The organism is Actinoplanes campanulatus, from assembly GCF_014647795.1.
GTDB classification, from domain to species: domain Bacteria; phylum Actinomycetota; class Actinomycetes; order Mycobacteriales; family Micromonosporaceae; genus Actinoplanes; species Actinoplanes campanulatus.
The window spans coordinates 525,977-544,019 of the sequence record NZ_BMPW01000001.1; the positions used below are offsets into that span (position 1 = coordinate 525,977).

17 protein-coding genes are annotated in these 18,043 nt (G+C 72.8%); 5 read left to right on the plus strand and 12 right to left on the minus strand.

All coding sequences use genetic code 11. From position 1 onward, the window contains the following. Nucleotides 1-29 precede the first annotated feature (29 nt). From IEZ13_RS02300 to IEZ13_RS02340, 9 genes are all read right to left on the minus strand, one after another. Complete coding sequence (locus IEZ13_RS02300; RefSeq protein WP_183216139.1) at nt 30-803, minus strand: DUF4142 domain-containing protein; 774 nt, start codon at nt 801-803, stop codon at nt 30-32. 30 nt (nt 804-833) lie between these two features. Then, entirely contained in the window at nt 834-1,529 is a 696-nt protein-coding gene (locus IEZ13_RS02305; RefSeq protein WP_183216140.1) for a hypothetical protein, read from the minus strand. Nucleotides 1,530-1,752: 223 nt separating this feature from the next. After that, nucleotides 1,753-2,529, minus strand: a complete 777-nt coding sequence (locus tag IEZ13_RS02310) for a hypothetical protein (protein WP_183216142.1) — start codon at nt 2,527-2,529, stop codon at nt 1,753-1,755. After that, entirely contained in the window at nt 2,526-3,206 is a 681-nt protein-coding gene (locus IEZ13_RS02315; protein WP_183216144.1) for a sigma-70 family RNA polymerase sigma factor, read from the minus strand. The genes IEZ13_RS02310 and IEZ13_RS02315 overlap by 4 nt, the downstream gene beginning before the upstream one ends. 601 nt (nt 3,207-3,807) lie before the next feature. Continuing rightward, entirely contained in the window at nt 3,808-4,779 is a 972-nt protein-coding gene (locus IEZ13_RS02320; protein WP_183216147.1) for a hypothetical protein, read from the minus strand. Next, on the minus strand, nt 4,776-7,268 hold the full coding sequence (locus IEZ13_RS02325; protein WP_183216149.1) for an AAA family ATPase: 2,493 nt from the start codon (nt 7,266-7,268) through the stop codon (nt 4,776-4,778). The genes IEZ13_RS02320 and IEZ13_RS02325 overlap by 4 nt, the downstream gene beginning before the upstream one ends. Continuing rightward, complete coding sequence (locus tag IEZ13_RS02330) at nt 7,265-8,416, minus strand: exonuclease SbcCD subunit D (RefSeq protein WP_183216150.1); 1,152 nt, start codon at nt 8,414-8,416, stop codon at nt 7,265-7,267. The genes IEZ13_RS02325 and IEZ13_RS02330 overlap by 4 nt, the downstream gene beginning before the upstream one ends. A 21-nt stretch (nt 8,417-8,437) precedes the next feature. Beyond that, complete coding sequence (locus IEZ13_RS02335) at nt 8,438-10,183, minus strand: ATP-binding protein (protein ID WP_183216152.1); 1,746 nt, start codon at nt 10,181-10,183, stop codon at nt 8,438-8,440. Between the two features lie 97 nt (nt 10,184-10,280). Further along, a complete protein-coding gene (locus IEZ13_RS02340) occupies nt 10,281-10,976 on the minus strand; it encodes a pyrimidine reductase family protein (protein WP_229794411.1) in 696 nt (231 codons plus the stop codon). 317 nt (nt 10,977-11,293) lie between these two features. On the opposite strand from IEZ13_RS02340, the gene IEZ13_RS02345 reads away from it, so the two are divergent. After that, nucleotides 11,294-12,004, plus strand: coding sequence for an ACT domain-containing protein (locus tag IEZ13_RS02345; protein ID WP_183216154.1), 711 nt, complete (start codon nt 11,294-11,296; stop codon nt 12,002-12,004). A gap of 87 nt (nt 12,005-12,091) precedes the next feature. Next, entirely contained in the window at nt 12,092-13,120 is a 1,029-nt protein-coding gene (locus IEZ13_RS02350) for a GNAT family N-acetyltransferase (RefSeq protein WP_183216156.1), read from the plus strand. Here IEZ13_RS02350 and bsaP read toward each other — a convergent pair. After that, nucleotides 13,117-13,293 carry a biotin synthase auxiliary protein BsaP gene (gene bsaP / locus IEZ13_RS48245; protein WP_479722561.1) on the minus strand — a complete coding sequence of 59 codons (177 nt, stop codon included), beginning with the start codon at nt 13,291-13,293 and terminating at the stop codon, nt 13,117-13,119. The two genes, IEZ13_RS02350 and bsaP, sit on opposite strands and share 4 nt — an antisense overlap. Beyond that, on the minus strand, nt 13,293-14,288 hold the full coding sequence (gene bioB / locus IEZ13_RS02355; RefSeq protein WP_183216158.1) for a biotin synthase BioB: 996 nt from the start codon (nt 14,286-14,288) through the stop codon (nt 13,293-13,295). The genes bsaP and bioB overlap by 1 nt, the downstream gene beginning before the upstream one ends. 84 nt (nt 14,289-14,372) lie before the next feature. Between bioB and IEZ13_RS02360 the strand changes: the two genes are divergently transcribed. The 3 genes from IEZ13_RS02360 (at nt 14,373) to IEZ13_RS02370 (ending at nt 17,397) form a co-directional block, all read left to right on the plus strand. After that, the gene (locus IEZ13_RS02360) at nt 14,373-15,506 is read left to right on the plus strand and encodes an 8-amino-7-oxononanoate synthase (protein WP_183216160.1); all 1,134 of its coding nucleotides are present in this window, start codon (nt 14,373-14,375) and stop codon (nt 15,504-15,506) included. Between the two features lie 371 nt (nt 15,507-15,877). Next, complete coding sequence (bioD, locus tag IEZ13_RS02365; protein WP_229794452.1) at nt 15,878-16,585, plus strand: dethiobiotin synthase; 708 nt, start codon at nt 15,878-15,880, stop codon at nt 16,583-16,585. 56 nt (nt 16,586-16,641) lie between these two features. Next, entirely contained in the window at nt 16,642-17,397 is a 756-nt protein-coding gene (locus IEZ13_RS02370; RefSeq protein ID WP_183216162.1) for an ROK family protein, read from the plus strand. On the opposite strand, the gene IEZ13_RS02375 is transcribed toward IEZ13_RS02370, so the two are convergent. Next, a complete protein-coding gene (locus IEZ13_RS02375; RefSeq protein WP_183216164.1) occupies nt 17,394-18,023 on the minus strand; it encodes a class I SAM-dependent methyltransferase in 630 nt (209 codons plus the stop codon). The two genes, IEZ13_RS02370 and IEZ13_RS02375, sit on opposite strands and share 4 nt — an antisense overlap. Nucleotides 18,024-18,043 lie beyond the last annotated feature (20 nt).

An 18,043-nucleotide genomic window follows, 5' to 3' on the forward strand; every position in this document is an offset into this window, starting at 1 on the left:
CTTTCTTCGTCGCCGTCGGCGATTTCGACTTACCGCGCGCGGAAGATGCGCATGGTCGTTACGACCCCGACCACCAGCGCGGCAGCGAGGACCAACAGGATTACGGTGTTGCTGAGGCCGGGGATGCTGTCCCCGTTGGTCGCCGCGACCAGCATCTGGTTGTCGATCGGGACGGGTCCCTGTCCGGCGGCGGCCGGCGCCGGCGCCGTGGGCAGCGCCGCGTAGTCGACGATCCCGCTGCTCTCCAGCAGGGTCATGTGCGTCGCGACGAACTGGTTCGTCTGCTGTGCCAGCGCGCGGACCGTGTCGTTGCGCGTGGTGGCCCGGATCGTGGCGATCGCCGGGAAGATCTTGCCGTGCGCGGCGCGGAGCCGGTCGATGAAGATCTGGTCGAACTGCTCCGGCGTCGCCGCCGTGCGCATCTCGTTCAGCCAGAGCTGCTGGTCGCCGTTCGGCTGGTTGGGCAGGCTGATCCCGAGCTTCTTGGCCGCGGTGCGGTCCAGGCTGTCCAGCGCGACGTGCTGCGCCGCGATCGACTGGCCGATCTTCTTGACCGCCGCGTTGTTCGACTTCTCCACGGCCATGTTGCCGGCCGGGACCTCCCAGAGGCCGGCCAGTCGCACCTTGATCACGAAGTCACGGTCGGCCGCGCTGAGCGTGCCGGTGCCCTTGTTCGGTAGGCCTGAGGTCTGCGGAACCGGAATCGGCTCCGCGGCGTGAGCCACCCCGGCCGGCGCCACCATGAACGCCAGGGATAGGGCCAGGGTGCCGACCAGCCATCGGGGGCTACGGCGGGTCCTCATCATGTCCTCCAATGCCTCGTGTCTGCCGGATCAGTAGCTGTAGTCGCCGCCGGCCTCGCCACTACCGGCCTCGCCGGAGGTGCCGTCGGACGGCGGAGCGACCGGCTTCGACACGGCCGGCAGGCAGGTCAGGTTCTTGGTGCCGGCGGGCGTGATGACGAACCAGGTGCCGCTGACGTTCTGGCCCTTCCACTGACCGGGCTTCTTGTCGCCGATGTAGCGGTAGAGCGGCCAGCCCTTGAGGGTGAGCTGCTTGGTGCCGTCGGCCCGGGTGACCGTCCCGACCAGGGACTTGTCGACGCCCTTGAGGGTGGGCTCGCCGTCGTTCGTGACCGCCGGCGGCCAGATCTTGGCGCAGTCGCCGTTGCAGTTCGACTTCGCCGGGTCGTCGGAGTCCTTGTCGAAGCGGTAGAGCACGAAGCCGTCCTCGTCCTGAACGGTGCTGCCCATCCGGGCCACCTTCGTCGCGTTCAGTGCGGTGGTGGCCACCTCGTCGCTGATCTCCGGGGTGTTCGCCTCGCCACCGCCGGCCGGGTCGGCCGGCGCGGTCGCCTCGGCGGTGGGATCGGCCGCGGCCACGGCTTCACCGGTGGCGCCCGGCGAGGCCTGGACGTCGTTCGAGGCCGGTTCGGCCGCGTTCCCGTAGTCGGCGGCGCCCGCGTCGAATCCGGCCGGGGCACAACCGGGCAGGGTGATCACCGCCGCCAGCGCCGCACCGACGACCATCAACTTTCGCTTCTCCGGTACCACGAGCCCTCCCGGCTGATTCATGGCTCTGCCATTTCCGGCCAGTAGTACGGAGGGGGTGCGAAGTCGGTTGAACATTCGGGTGGATCAAATCAATGATTTTTCGGTTGAACCTTCCGGACCGGGCGTACGTAAAGAGATGACCCGGCGCGCGAAAAAGGCCCGGCCGCATGGGCGGCCGGACCTTTTAGTGGTCGTACGGTTACGGAACGCGAACGAGCGTCTCGCCGGCCCCGGTCGAGGTGATCTCCTGGACCTGGACGTGCGCGATCTTGTCCCGCGGGGTGGCGGTGACCGCCTGGAGCATCAGCGGGGTCGGGTTGGTGGGCGTTCCCCAGCCGGTCTCGGTGACCGTCCAGTCGGCGACCTTCTCGGCCGTGCCGTCGGTGCGCACCACGAAGAGGGCACACGTCTTCGGCCCGCTGATGTTGGCGACCGCGAAGGAGACCTGGGTGCCCCAGTCCTTCTTCAGCAGGCCGACCGCGGCGGCGACGTTGGTCCGGTTGTCGGTGCCGCTGTAGTTGTCGCCGGGCAGTTTGGTGCCACCGATGGCCACACCGTCGGCGCTCGGCAGCTGGTCCAGCTGGCTGGCGCCGCCCTGGGCGCCGGTCTCGGTCGTGCCCGCCTGGTCCGGCGCGAGCCACCGGCCGCCGGCGAACAGCGCGCCGATGGACAGCATGGCGAAGACCACCACGGCGGCGGCCAGCGAGTAGAGCCTGCGGCTGTTGGCCCGCTGCCGCTCCACGCCGACCTCGCGCATCATGCGGTTCAGGACCGCGCCGTCGCGCTCGGCCCGCTCGGCGGCCACGAAGGCCTCCGCGTCCACGGTCGCGAGGACGTCCGCCACCTGGACGAACGACTCCAGCTCGTACGCGCACTGAGCGCAGTCGATCAGGTGGTCCTCGAACTGGGCGGCATCGCGGTCATCGAGGATGCCGAGGGCGTACGAGGCGACGTCGTAGTGCTGCTCCTGCGTCATTCCGTCACCCCCCGCTGCTGCAACGCGGTGCGCAGCGCGCGCAGCGCGTAGTACACCCGCGACTTCGCCGTGCCCAGCGGAAGGTTCAGCGCCTCGGCGGCCTCCGGCACGGTACGGCCGCGGAAGTACGTCTCGATCAGGATCTCCCGGTGCGAGTGGCTCAACTGCCGGAGCGCGTCCGACACGGTCATCGACTGCAGGACCTTGTCGGTCTCGTCGGACGTGGTCGGGAAACTCTCCAGCTCCCGATCGTACGTCTCGGCGGGGCGCGCGTTGGCGCTGCGATGCTCGTCGATGGCGATCCGCCGGGCCACGGTGACCAGCCAGGGGCGCAGCGACTGCTGGCCCTGTGCGCCGAGCCGGTGCGCGTTGCGCCAGGCCCGGAGCAGGGTCTCCTGCACGATGTCCTCGGCGCGCTGCCGGTCACCGCCGGTCAGCCGCAGCACGAACATCAGCAGCGGGCCCGCGTGCTCCTCGTAGAGCGTCCGCACGAGGGTGTCCTCGTGGCTGGGAGAACTGCTCGGAGCGGCCTCGTGTCGCGGCCCCTGCCGCGGGATCACCGTGCCCTGGTCCCGCTGGTTGCCACCGTCCAGAGCCTGCCACCTGCCACCGGAGTGTTGCCGTGCCATCACGCGCACCCTCTCCGGCGCGAGCCGTTCCTCGACCACCGCATGCATCGATACCTCCGCCCGGACCCTTCCCCGTCGCCTGAGATACGGCCGGGGAGCCCTGCCGGGATCAAAGCCGGGGCGAGAATTTCCGGGACACTCGGTCTCAACGGTCCTCCGCTGCGTTCGTGGTCGAGACGGCGCACCAGATCGCCGATCACCCTCCGTATTGATCAACGCCGATTGGGACGCCAGGTAAGGCGGAATGATACTCAGTGACAATCGGCCCTGGACATGTCCCTGAGAATAATTCTCGGAGGCGCCGAGAGAGCGGGATCTCGCAGCGTGAACGAGCGATTCCACTGCGTTGTCACAGGTGCGTAATGTGCGGCTAATAGGGGCCCCGGTGAGCCGATCGGGGGATGCCGAAGTGCCGGTCGGCCCCTTTCGGGCGACACCTGTCCGGGAGCGCTCCCAATTCCTGATCCCCCTGATCGGGCGGTGGACCGTGCCCGAATTCGCACGCCACGCGACAGCCCGTCACCGACCTCCGCGGCGAGCGCCACGGCCGTCCGAGCGGATCCCGCCCCGGAACCCGGATCGGCGTCCCACTGAATGAGACGCCGGGATCGGTTCTGAGATCGCGCGCCCAGTAAGTGGGCACGCTTTCTCAGAACGCGCGTGCCGAGTCGCGGGCCAGCGCCCGGTGCAGCACCCGGGCGTCGCCCAGCATGCCCCGCAGACGGCGCTCCAGGCCCGCGATCGGCACCAGGTTCTGGGGCGCGCGAGGGTCTTTGTACGCCGACGAGGCGAACCGGGGCAGCGTCGCGAGCGACACCTCGGCCAGCTCGATCGCCTGCTCCGGAGACAGTTCGGGCGAACACTCCACCCGGACGATCCCGGACCACGGCGCGCCCGACGACCCGGGCAACCTCAGATACCACGACCAGCCGCCCCAGACCGTGCCGATCTGGAAGACCGGGGTCCGCTGGCCGGGCCGCAGCCGGGGCACGATCGCCTCCTGCGCGGCCGGCAGATAGTGCTTCTGCTGGGTCTTCACGTACCCGATGGTGCGGGGCAGCTGCCGCCGGTTGCGCAGCGGACCGTCCACGATCAACAGGTCGGTCCCGTCCGAGCCGCTGTCCCGCGCGGCCGACGAGATCTCGATCTCCAGCGCGGTGAGCGGCCCCTGCACGGCGGCCGGCAGTTTGCTCGCCTCACCGGGCCCGCTCACCCGGTGCACCTCGTAGCGCACCGTCCCGGCGCGGACGTCACCGAGCGACGGGCTGGCGGTGAACAGGCCCCGGCCCACCCGGGCGACGGCCAGCTCGGCCGCCCCGCGGGCCAGGTCGCAGCGCACCACGCCGGCCGCGAACGAGGCGGCCAGCCCGGCGTACGAGGTGCCGTCGTCCTCCGCCGTCCACACCTGGGCGTCGTTGCGCCGCACCCCGTCCACCAGGAACACCACGTCCGGCACCCGGGCGCCGGCCGGCACGTCGATCGGCGCCCACTCGGCGGCCGGCACCTCGACCTCGACGTCCACCTGGGCGCTGCTGGACGACCCCGGCCCGTCGCCGCCGTCGCCACCCTCGAACGACGCGCCGTAGGACGGGTCCCACGCGTCGACGAACACTCTGGTCACAGGCCGACCCTCTCGACATGGGCGGTACGCGCGTCCTTGCGCACCTCGAACCGGACCGGCACCCGCTCGGCCAGCGCGTGCACGTGGGTCACCAGGCCGACCATCCGGTCACCGCGGGCCGCCAGGTTCTCCAGGGTCGCGGCGACCACGTCGAGGGTGGCCGCGTCCAGCGTGCCGAAGCCCTCGTCCAGGACGATCGACTCCAGGCTGGCCGCCGTGGTGCTCATCCCGGCGAGCTGCTCGGAGAGGGCGAGCGCCAGGGCCAGCGAGGCCTGGAACGTCTCGCCGCCGGAGAGCGTCCGCACGCCGCGCCGCAGCCCGGCGTCGTGGTGGTCCACGACGTAGAACTCGCCCTTCTCGTGCATCAGTTCGTACTGTCCGCCGGTCAGCTCCCGCAGGATCCGGGAGGCGCCGTCGACCAGCAGGTCGAGGGCCTCCTCCAGCAGCCAGCGCTCGAAGTTGTTGGCCCGCAGATGCCCGGCCAGCGACTTGGCCACCCGGCTCTCCCGCTGCAACGCCCCCCGCTGCTCGGCGGCGGCCCGGGCCAGCTCACGCCGCTCGGTGGCCCGCTGCCACGCCGCGGCGGCCCGCTCGGCCGCCACCGCGGCGGCCCGGATCAGCCCCGACTCGCCCACCTGGCCGGCCGGCGTCGTCGCCCCGGCCGCCGTGAACAGCTCCACGATCGACTCGTGCACCCGGACGGTCGAGGCGCGGGCCGCCTGGACGGCCGCCTCCGCCTCCTCCCGGGCGGCCCGGCGCCGGCCGTGCTCGGCGGCCGCCCAGTCGACCAGGGCCCGCCAGGCGCCGGCCAGGTCGTCCCGGTCGGCCGGCGGCGGCACAAACCGGGCCAGGCCGTCCCGGGTCGCGTCGAATCGCTGCCAGACCGCCCGCAGCTGCTCCTCCGCCGTCCGGACCAGGGCCTGGGCCCGACGGTGCCCGTCCCGGGCGACCCGGACCGCGGCGGCCGCGTCCTCCAGGCGCCGTTGCAGCTCGCCCAGCTCGGCCAGGCGCTGCTGGAGCGCCTCCAACCCGGGGAGGCCCTCCACCGCCCGGCGCACCTCGGCGAGACGGGTCAGATGGTGCTCGTACTGGCCGCGCTTGCGCTCCAGGTCGTTCGCCACGTTGCGGGCCACCGCGTCCCGCTCGCGCCACCGGGCGGTCGCCTTCTCCGCCTCCTCCTTGGCGACGTTGCCGGCCACCTCGGCGATCCGCACCGCCGACTCCCCGGGCACCTCCGGCACCTCGGTCACCGTCTGCTCGCAGACCGGGCAGGCGTCGCCGGCGGTCAGGTGGCCGCGCAGGGCCACCGCGCGGTCCCGCTGCTGGGCGTCCCGGTAGTCCTGCCGGGCCTGCTCCAGAAGCTGCTGGGCGCCGACGTGGTGGGCGTGCGCCAGATCGGCGGCGGCGACCGCGTCCCGGTGCTCGACCTCGGCGACCGACACCTTGCCGGCGAACCACTCCTCCTGCTCGATCAGCCGGGCCAGCTCGGTGTGCCGGTCGAGGGCCACCCGCAGGCGGCCCGGGTCACCGGCCGCGGTCAGCTCGCCGCGGATCTTCTCCTCGGCCTCCTCGGCGGCGTGCACCTCGTCGGCCGCGCGGGTGGCGGCGTCGCGGGCCGCGGCGATCGCGCCGGACACCTCGGTCAGCCCGTCCGGCACCCGGACCGAGCCCAGGGCGGCCAGCTCGGCGTCGAGCGCGTCCCGCGCCCCGGCGGCGGCGGTCTCCGCCTCGCGGGCGGTACGCAGCCCCGGCACGGCCGCCTCCACGGCGGCGGTCAGCTCCCGCATCCGCGAGAGCTCCCCGGCGGCCGCCTCGACGGCCTCGTCGGTCGCGTCCTCCAGGGTGCCGAGCTGCTGCTCGACCACGGTCAGCTTGGCCTCCGCGGTACGGCCCCGCTCGGTCGCCTTGACCTGCACCTCCTCGTAGACGTGCAGGCCCAGCAGGTTGACCAGGATCTGCTGGCGGGTGGCCGGCTTGGCGTGCAGGAAGTCGGCGAACTGGCCCTGCGGCAGCACCACGCAACTGGTGAACTGCTCGTACGGCAGGCCGACCGCCTCCAGCACCGCGGCGTCCATCTCGGCCGGGGTGCCGGCCAGCACCTCGCCGAGATCGGCCAGGTCCATGCCGGTGTCGAGCTTGGTGACGTCGAAGCCGGGCGGCATCAGCTGCAGCCCGGCTCCCGCCGTCTTCACGTTGCCCCGGCCGTCCCGCCGGACCACCCGGGTCGCCACGAAACGGTTGTTCGCCGACTCGAAGACCAACCGCACCCGGGCCTCGGACGCCGACGGGGCCAGCGCGTTGCCGATGCCCCGGACGCCGCCCCACCGGGGAACCGTGCCGTAGAGGGCGAAACAGATCGCGTCCAGCACCGTCGACTTGCCCGAGCCGGTCGGGCCGACCAGGGCGAAGTAGTCGGCGTCGGTGAAGTCCACGGTGGTCTGGTCACGGAACACCGTGAATCCGGCCATGTCCAGCCTTAATGGCCTCATTGGTTGCTGCTCACCTCGTCGTACAGCTGGTCGAAGAGCTCGCGGACGCCCTCCTCGGCGTTGCCGCGACTGTCCAGATAGTCGCCGAACAGCTCGCGTGGGGAACGGCCGGCCCGCTCCGCCGACCGCGCGCCCGACCGGCTCGGCAGCATGTCCGGGTCGATGCGCACCTCCAGCGCGTTGGGCAGCAGCTCCTGCACGTCCTCCCGGAGGCCGGGCCGTGGCGCCTCCCGGACCAGGACACGCAGCCAGGCGTCCGGAAGGTTCACCGTGGCGAGCTGTTCCAGGGTGCCGCGCACGGTCCGCAGGGTGAGCGCCGAGGTGACCGGCACGTCCCGGACGTGGGCCGCCTTGTCGCAGGAGACGTCGACGATCGCCACCGAGCAGACGTTCTCCTCCTCGCCGAAGTCGACGGCGAGCGGGCTGCCCGAATAGCGGGTGGGGCAGGGCGAGATCACCGACTGGGTCCGGTGCAGGTGACCGAGGGCCACGTAGTGCGCGTTCGGCGGGAAGACCGTGGCCGGCACCGCGTAGCCCATGACGGTGTGCGCCTCACGCTCGCCGCCGCCGGTGCTCGCCCCGACGATCGTCAGGTGGGCGGTCAGCAGGTTGACCACACCCGGCTCGGCGAACGGCTCGCTGAGCTTGGCGATCAGCCGGGCCACCAGATCCGCATACGTCTGGTTGGCCTCGGCGGCGGTCAGCTCGTACATCTCGGCGGCACGGATCGCGTACCGCTGCGAGAGGAACGGCATGGCGACCAGCCGCCACCGCTCGCCGCCCTCGGTGACGCCCTCGATCAAAAGATCATTCAAATCGGAGGCGTACGACCCGCGCAGCTCGATGCCGGCGGCGTCGGCCCACGGGCGCAACGCGTCGAGAGCGGCCCCGTTGTCGTGGTTGCCGCCGATCGCCACCACCCGGGCACCGGTCCGGCGCAGGGCGGAGAGCGCCCGGGTCACCAGCTTGGTGGAGTCGGCGGTCGGGGCCGCCGTGTCGTAGAGGTCGCCCGCCACGATCACCAGATCGGGTTTCTCGGCCTGGGCGATCTCGATCACCTGGGCGAGCACCCGCCGGTGCTCGTCACGACGATCGCGGCCCTTGAGAACCTTCCCGACGTGCCAGTCGGAGGTGTGCAGGATGCGCATCGCTGAACCCTAGTCCGATCCCTAGAAGGGAATGTCGTCGTCGGCCCCTGGTCGCCCGCCTATCACCGCGAACGGGTCGGCGCCCTGCACGATCGACCGCAACGTCTCGGCCGGCGGCGGCCCCGACTCCGACTTGCGGGTGGCCCACGCCGGGAACGGGAACTCGACGCAGAGCGGGACCGGGATGTCCGGCTGGTTGACGAACATCGTGCCGGGCCGGGCCAGCAGGGCGCGCTGGCGCATGGCCGGGGGCAGGAAGCCGTACTCCGGGCGGGACGCCTCGGCCGGGTCGAGCCGGCCCACCACCCGGATCGCCGAGTTCGTCACGATCCGCCGCTCCACCTCGCTCGCGGTCTGCTGGGCGCCGATCAGGATCACGCCGAGCGAGCGGCCGCGCTCGGCGATGTCGAGCAGCACCTCCTTGATCGGGGAGGAGCCCTCGCGGGGGGCGTACTTGTTCAGCTCGTCGAGGACCACGAAGAGCAGCGGGCGGCCGGTGCCGGCCTTCTCCTTCTCCTCGAACTCGGTCTTCAGCGTCACGCCGACCACGAACCGCTGCGCCCGGTCCGGCAGGTTGTGCAGGTCGACCACGGTGACCTGAGCGCTGTCCGCGGTCTTGATCTGGTGCGGCCGGCGCTGCGCCAGGTCGCCGCGGATCAGCCGGGACAGGTCCCGCTTGCTGCCGATCAGCCGGCGGGCGAAGGCGTTGACCGTGCCCATGTTGACCGCACTGCCGGCCCAGGTGGACCGGGTCTCGTCGTCGGTGAGCTGCTCGACGACGTGGTCCACGAGATCCTGGTACGAGCTGATCCGCCGCCCGTCGATGCTGATGCCGCCCTCGGCCGGGACCGCGAACCGGGCCAGGTGGGCGGTGACCGAGTGGACCACCATCGTGTACTGCTGGCGCTCGTCGTCGGCGTCGGCGAACACGTACGGCAGGAGCTTCTTCTCGCAGAACTCGGCCAGCGTCCAGTAGAACGCGTCGACACCGGTGAGGCGGCTGGCCACGTCCGGCGCGCCGGACGAGTCGCCGGCGCGCGGCGGGGCGTAGACCCGGACGTCCGGGAACGGCGCGGCGGGGAGACCGAGATGCGCGTACGCGGCGCGGGTCGGCTCGTCCAGCTTCGTGTTCGGATGGTCCAGGAAGAGCAGGTCCTCACCCTTGACGTTGAAGATCAGCGCCCGTGCGTTGGTCCCGTCGGCGCCGAGCTGACCGGACCGGAACACCGAGTAGAGCAGGAACGTGGCGAAACTGGTCTTGGTGGCCACGCCGGAGATGCCGGAGATCGACACGTGCGCGCCGCGGGTGCCGTCGAGGAAGTCCGCGTTCAGGAAGACCGGCACCCCGTCGCGCCCGGTGCCCATCGGGACCCGCCGCTCCATCCGGTCGAAGTGCAGCGCGGCGTCGCGGGCGTCGCCGGTGGCCCGGTGCACCACCGCGCCGGGGGCCGGTGGCACATACAGCTCCGGGTCGACGCGGGTGGTGGTGATCTCGGCGGCCTCCTGCACCATCGCGGGCAGGGTGCCCTCGGCGATGGCGAACACGTCCGAGTCGAACTGGGCCCCCTCGTGCCGGGCACGCACCTGGGTGACCACCCCGGCGATCGTCACCGGCTCGCGGTCCGGCAGGTCACGGCGGGTCACCACGACGTCGTCGAGCTGGAGGTAGCTGCCGGGGGTCACGGCCGTCCAGAACTGCAGAGGGGTGGCGTCCGCGGTGCCCAGCACGCGGCCGACGGGGGAAGTTTCGTCAGACACGCCGATCATCGTGCCTCAGAGGTACGACAAAATGCCCGCGCCCTTGGTTGTCCACAACTTGTGGGGTCCATCCACAGAGTTATGCACAAGATCTTGGATCCAGGAATCAGGCGCTCCGCGCGTACCGGAGAAAAAGCATGTCCCCGTGGATGAGCGCGTGCCGCAGCGACATCCTCCGCGGCGGTGATGGCGGTCCGTGCGCGATGCGGCCCGCCGGGCCGCCGACCAGCAGCGGCGCGACCGTGAGACACAGCTCGTCGACCAGATCGGCGGCGATCATCGAGCCCAGCAGCCCCGGCCCGCCCTCGCAGAGCAGCTGGGTCGCGCCGCGCTCGTGCAGCAGCCGCAGCCCGGCCGCGAGGTCGACCTCGGTGTCACCCGTGGGAATGATTTCGGCGACCTCGCGGATCGGGGAATCGGGGGCGGCCCGGTGGGTCAGCACGACCGGCGGGATCGGGGCGTCCGAGAAGACCAGCTGTGCGGGGTCCAGGTCGAGCGAGCCGGAGACGATCACCATGAGCGGGAACTCGGGCAGCCCGTGCGCGACCCGCCAGGCTCGCGCGGACGGGGTCAGCCGCAGGGCGTCGTAACCCTCGGCGCGGACCGTGCCAGCCGCCACCACGAGGGCGTCGCAGACCATCCGCAGGGTGTCGAAGACCTCCTTGTCACCGGGGCCCTGGAGGCCGGCGGAGAGGCCGTCGACGGTGACCGCGCCGTCGGCGCTGGCGATGAAGTTCACCCGGAGGACCGGCCGCTCGGCACGCGGGTAGTGGGCGGCGAGCGCCCCGGGGTCGAGATTCACGGACCGGGCGGACCGGTGACCGGCGGGACCGGCTCGGGCTCGCGGTGCTGGCAGTCGCACCACGAACCGCCGCGGCAGTCGTCGTGCCGCCGCTGCCGGCAGGCTGCGCAGATCATGTGCCGACCCTACGGCACTGTCCGACACCCGACCGGCACAGTTCTCCGAACATCGCGAACTCCTACTCTGACGTTGTGATTCCGGACATAAAGCTGCAGCTTGACGGCCGGGACACGGCCGTGCAACGGGTCCGAAACGCCGAATGTGCAAGGTGTTGATCGCAGGACGGCGCCACCGGCCGTCGCGACGGGAGGAGTTTCATGTTGCTGCGGGTTCGAGTCACTCTGCCGGACCGTCCCGGCGCTCTGGGCCAGGTCGCGCGCACCCTCGGGGTGGCCGGCGCGGACATCGTCCAGGTGGTGGTGCTGGAACGGCTCGGCGGCCGCGCCGTCGACGACTTCACCGTGGTGTGGCCGGGCGCCACCCGCGTCGAGCGCCTCCTCGCCGGTCTCGCCGCCATCCCCGGCGTGCAGGTCGACGGGGTGTGGAAGGCGATAGGAGCCCCGGTCAACGGCGGCCACGACGCCGAACTTCTCGCCCAGGTCGCGGCGAACCCGGTGGACGGCCTGGCCACCCTGGTCGACGCGGTGCCCGGCCTGCTGGCCGCCGACTGGGCCGCGGCCGCCGTGGTGCCGGCCGACTGGGCGGCCCGCAGCGGCGCCGGCGGTGGCAGCGAGCCGCGGTCGGTCTACGCGAGCTGGCGTGCCCCGTCCCCGCTGCACCTGCCCGAGGTCACCCCGCTGCGGGCCCGCCCGATGGCCGAGCCGGGCGGCGCACGCTACGCGGTGGCCCCCTTCGGCCGGGCCGGGCTGGTGCTGGTCGTCGCCCGTGCCGACGACGAGGAACTGCCCGCCGCCGCCTTCCACGTGACCGAGGTGGACCGGGTCGCCCAGCTGGTGCGGGCCGCCGCGGTCATCCTCGGCGACCGTCTGGACGCCGTCGGCACGCCCGCCGGGGCCACCCCGGTGTGATGCTCCTGACCCGGTAACCGCTGGTGAAGGCAATATCCGCGCAACAACGCCGGTGCACTCTTGAGGGCGGAGGAAAGGAGTGCCCGCATGGCGTTGTGGCGGATCAGGGCCACGGTCGACGACCGTCCCGGCTACCTCTCGGTGCTGACCGCGAGCCTGGCTCTGCGGTCGGTGAACATCCTCGCCGTCCAGGTGCACACCACCGAGGAGGGCGCGGTCGACGACTTCCTGGTGGACGCGCCGGACGCGCTCACCGAGGCCGACCTGATGGCGGCGGTGGTCAAGGGCCGCGGGCGGGACGCGTTCGTCGCCCGGGCCGAGGCGGAGGGCCTGGCCGACCAGCCGACCCGCGGCCTGGCGCTGGCCGGGCGACTGGTGCACGAGCCGGATTCCCTCGGCGAGTCCCTGGTCGCCCTGCTGGACGCCACCGACGTGCGCTGGCGGCCGGCGTCCGCCTCCGACGGTCCCGGTTTCCACGGTGGCCGGATGACGCTGATCGACCCGGCCGGCGGCTGCCTGGAGGTGCTGCGGGCGTTGCCCGCCTTCACCCCGGCCGAGTTCGCCCGGGCGCAGGCGCTGGTCGAGGTTGCCGCCTCGGTCCACCGGTTGCAGCGGGAGCAGGTGTCCCTGCTCCTGCCGGACGGCTCCGAGCTGGTGCTCCGCCCGGCCGGGCCGGACGATCTGCCCGCCGTCCGCGACCTGCACGAGGAGTGCTCGCCGGCCACGCTGCGCCACCGCTACCCGGGCGGGGTCCCCGGCGAGGCCCGGCTGCGCCGCCTCCTGGAGCCGTCCCGCGGGGTCACCCTGCTGGCGGTGGCCCCGGGCGGGTCGGTGGCGGCGATGGCGACCCTTCTCGTCGAGGGCGACCTGGGTGAGGCCGCCGTCCTGGTGGAGGACGACTGGCAGCGCCGCGGCCTGGGCACCGTCCTGCTGCGCCGGCTGCGCGCGCACGCCGAGCGGGCCGGCCTCGGCGCGGTGGTGGCGCACATCGCGAGCGACAACGTGGCGATGCTGCGCACGCTGCGGCGGCTCGGGGCGCACGCCTTCGAGCGCGACGGCGCGATGGTCAGTGTCACGATGCCGGCCGCCCGGGAGACTCCGGCGCCGTCGGCCTAGCCGGTCCGGACGCCGTGCTCCACACAGGTGGCGGTCCATCCGGTGGGGACGACCTGCACCTTCATCCGGCGGCGGCACCGCGCGCAGAACCGGGGCGGTTCCATCGCACGTGCCGCCGCGCAACCCGTGTGGTCACCGTCGGCCGCCGGGAGCCCGCACCGGTCGCAGAACATCAGAAGGTCGCCGACAGGGACTTGACCGGCATCTTCAGGTCGGCCAGCAGCTCCAGGTCGGCGGTCGCCGGGCGGCCCAGCGTGGTGAGGTAGTTGCCGACGATCACCGCGTTGATGCCGCCGAGCAGGCCGTCCCGGGTGCCCAGGTCGCCGAGGGTGATCTCGCGGCCGCCGGCGTACCGGAGGATGGTCCTGGGCATCGCCAGCCGGAAGGCGGCGATGGCGCGCAGCGCGTCCTTGCCCTCCACCACCGGCCGGTCGCCCAGCGGGGTGCCGGGCCGCGGGTTCAGGAAGTTCAGCGGCACCTCGTGCGGGTCCAGCTCGGCGAGCTGGGCGGCGAACTCGGCCCGCTGCTCGACGGTCTCGCCCAGCCCGAGGATGCCGCCGCAGCAGACCTCCATGCCGGATTCGCGAACCATCCTCAGCGTCTCCCACCGCTCCTCCCACGAATGGGTGGTCACCACGTTGGGAAAGTACGACCGGCAGGTCTCCAGATTGTGGTTGTAGCGATGCACGCCCATGTCCACCAGGTCGTCGACCTGCTCCTGGCTGAGCATGCCGAGGCTGGCGGCGACCTGGATGTCGACCGCCTCCCGGATGGCCGCGACCCCGGCGCGCATCTGCTCCATGAGCCGCTTGTCCGGCCCGCGGACGGCGGCCACGATGCAGAACTCGCTCGCGCCGGTGGCGGCGGTCTGCCTCGCGGCCTCCACCAGGGACGGAATGTCCAGCCAGACGGCCCGGACGGGGGACGCGAACAGGCCCGACTGGGAGCAGAAGTGGCAGTCCTCGGGGCAGCCGCCGGTCTTCAGCGAGACGATGCCCTCGACCTCGACCTCGGGGCCGCACCACTTCATCCGGACGTCGTGGGCGAGCTGCAACAGCTCCGGCAGCGCCTCGTCAGGCAGGCGCAGAATCTCCAGAATGTCCGCCTCGGCCAAGCCGGAACCTTCGTCGAGCACCCGGGCCCTGGCCCGGTCGAGGATGTCAGACATGCCCGTACCCTACAGAGTTCACAGGTCGGCAGGACTGTCGGTGCTGGGTGATAGTTTCCCATTCTCGTGATCACTGGGGGTGTCTTGGCGGACTGGTTGGAGGCGCTGGACAGTCTGGCCCGCGAGCGGGCCAAGGCGGGGCTCACCCGTCAGTTGCGGCCGCGGGCCGCCGGCGACACCGTCGTCGATCTGGCCGGCAACGACTATCTCGGCCTCTCCGCCCACCCCCGGGTGATCGCCGCGGCACGCGAGACCCTCGAGGGGTACGGGCTGGGCGCCACCGGTTCCCGGCTGGTCCGTGGCTCCACCGGCCCGCACGCCGAGCTGGAGGAGGCGCTGGCCGGCTGGCTGGGCGCCGAGTCCGCCCTGGTCTTCTCGTCCGGCTATCTGGCCAACCTGGCCGTGGTCCGGGCCGTCGGCGCGGTCTGCGACCTGGTGGTGTCGGACGCCTACAACCACGCCTCCCTGATCGACGGCTGCCGGATCTCCGGGCTGCCGGTGCGGGTGTCGCCGCACAACGACCCGGCCGCCGTCGCCGCGATCCTCGAAGCGCATCCGGGCCGGGCCGCCGTGGTGACCGAGTCGGTCTTCTCGGTCGACGGCGATCTCGCCCCGCTCGCCGCCCTGCACGAGGTGACCGCGGCCCACGGCGCGCTGCTGATCGTCGACGACGCGCATGCTCTCGGCCTGCTCGGACCGTCCGGCGCGGGCGGGGTCGCGGCCGCCGGGCTGGCCGGCGCGCCCGACGTGATCGTCACGGCGACCCTGTCCAAATCGCTCGGCGGCGCCGGTGGCGTGGTGGCCGGGCCGGCGGCGTTCGTCCGCCACCTGATCGACACGGGCCGCAGCTTCATCTACGACACGGCGCCGCCGCCGGCCGTGGTGGCCGGGGTGCTGGCCGCCGTCGGCATCGCCCGGGAGGCCGACGACCGGCGGGCCGTGCTGTTCGAGCGCGGCGCCCGGATCGCCGCTCGGCTCCGGGAGGCGGGGCTGCCGGCCCGCGATCCGGCGGCCGGGGTGCTCTCGGTGCCGGCGCCCGGGCCGGAGGCCGCCGTGGCGTGGGCCGCCGACTGCCGGGACCGTGGGGTCGCGGTCGGCTGCTTCCGGCCACCGTCGACACCGGACGGCAGCTCGCGCCTGCGGCTGACCGTGAACGCGGGCGTCCCCGAGACGGATTTCGCCCGAGCCCTGACCGTGATCCTGGAGTGCGCACCATGACCACCGACCCCCCTCAGGCGTCCCGTCCCACCCACCTCTCGCTGGTCCCCCCGCACCGCGGCGGTGGCCACGGCCTGCCGGTCGCCACCGGCCCGGCCCGGCGGACGGTGGCGACGGCCCCCGACCCGTTGCAGGCCCACGGGGGCGGGCACGCTCCGGCCGTACCATCGCCGGTGGTGAGCGTGACCCCGGCCGAAACCGCCGGTGAACCGGAGGCCTCGCCACCCACCTCGCTTGCGGAGCCTTCCGCCGAGCCCGCCGAGCCCGCCATCGAGCCCGCGGAACCGGAGGCCGGCCCCGAAGCGGAAACGCCCGCTGAGACGCGGGAGACGGCGCGGCCGAGCCGGGCCGACAGCGACGAGTGGCGCGGGATCGTGCTGGTGACCGGCACCGACACCGAGGTCGGCAAGACCATCGCCACCGCCGCGATCGCCGCCGCCGCCCAGGCCGCCGGCCTCCGCGTGGCCGTGATCAAACCCGGTCAGACCGGCATCGACACCGGCATGCCGACCGACGCCGAGGTGGTGACCCGCCTGGCCGGTCCGGAGACCGTGCGCACCCTGGCCGAATTCCCGGAGCCGCTCGCCCCGCTGGCCGCCGCCAAGGTGGCCGGGCTGCCCCCGCTGGACCTGTTCGACGTGGTCGACGCGATCCGGGCCGAGGCGGAGAAACACGACCTGGTGCTGGTCGAGGGCGCCGGCGGGCTACTCGTGCCGATGGGCGTGCGCCCGTCCGGGGAGGCGTGGACGTTCGCCGACCTGGGCACCACGCTGGGCTGCGGGATGATCGTGGTGGCCCGCGCCGGGCTCGGCACGCTGAACCACACCGCCCTCACGCTGGAGGCGCTGAACCGTCGCGGCGTCCCGGCCCGGGTGGTCCTCGGCGCCTGGCCGGCCGAGCCCGAACTGGTCCACTGGGCCAACCTGGGCGAGCTGGTCCCGCACCTGGTGGGCGCCCTGCCGGCAGGCGCCGGATCGATGGATCCCGGAGTCTTCCGCCGGTCCGCGCCCGGCTGGCTCACCCCCGCGCTGTACGGCGTTCTGGACAACTGGCGCGTCTGGGCGGAAGAGGCGGGCTGACCGGACACCCGGCACAATCACCACCGAGGGAGGTGTCGCGCATGCACACTGGCCGGGTGGCATTCACCCTGACGATCGACTGCGGTGGTGGCGGGATCAAGGGCTCGGTCCTCGACGAGGCCGGGACCATGCGGGCACACCCGATCCGGGTGCCCACCCCCTATCCACTCCCGCCCGACCTGTTCGTCAAGACGCTCGTCGATCTGGGTCACCAGCTGCCGAACGCGGATCGCGTCACGGTCGGCATGCCCGGGATGATCCGGCACGGCGTGGTGGTGGCGACCCCGCACTACGTGACCCGCAGCGGCCCGCGGACCCGGGTGGACCCGGAGCTGTTCGAGGCGTGGCGGGGGTTCGACGCGCGGACCGCCCTGGCCGAGGCGTTCGGGCTGCCCACGCTGGTGCTCAACGACGCCGAGGTGCACGGCTGCGGGGTGGTCGCGGGCACCGGCTGCGAGCTGGTGCTGACCCTCGGCACCGGACTGGGCTGTGCCCTCTTCGACGGCGGCGAGCTGGCCCCGCACCTGGAGATGTCGCAGGCCCCGGTGCGGTGGGGGATGTCCTATGACACGTACATCGGCGAGCACGAGCGCCGCCGCCTCGGTGACGCGCTCTGGTCGCGCCGGGTCCGCAACGTGGTGGAGGGGCTGCGCCCGGTCTTCCTGTGGGACCGGGTCTACCTGGGCGGCGGCAACTCCCGGCTGATCACACCCGCACAGCTCGCCCGGATGGGCGACGACGTGGTGGTGGTGCCGAACACGGCGGGCATCGTCGGCGGCGTCCGCGCCTGGACGCTGGGTCAGGTCGCCTAGGTCGTGACCTGCCAGACGGTGGTTCGGCGGATCGGGACGCCCTCCAGGTCCTCGACCACCGGGACGTCGTACTCGGCGCGGCGAATCAGGCCCTCCGGCAGGTAGGCGCGGCCCGGATCGCCGACCAGGACCAGGGAGCCGCGGGCGGCGGAGCGGCGCAGGAACGGCAGGACCCGGCCGGCCATCTCCCGGCTGTAGAAGACGTCGCCGGCCAGGACGACGCCGTACCGGTCGTCGCTGTCCAGCAGGTCGGCCTCGACGGTCTCCACCGGCATGCCGTTGGCCTCGGCGTTGACCCGGGCGGCGGCCAGCGACAGCGGGTCGATGTCGTTGGCGACGACCGGGCGCGCGCCGGCCCGGGCCGCGGCCACCGCGACCAGTCCGGAGCCGGTGGCCAGGTCGAGGACACTGCGCCCGGCGACCAGGTCGGGCTCGTCCAGGATGTGCCGGGCCAGCGCCTGCCCGCCGGCCCAGGCGAACGCCCAGAACGGCGGCGGCTGCGGCGTGCCGGCCGCCTCGGTCGCCTCCCAGAGGGCGATCGAGTCCTCGGCCTGGTACAGCGAGACCTCGGGGACGAACGGGACCGGCGCCAGGACCGTGTGGGCGTGGACGAACTCCAGAAGCACCCACCGATTGTGCCGTTGCC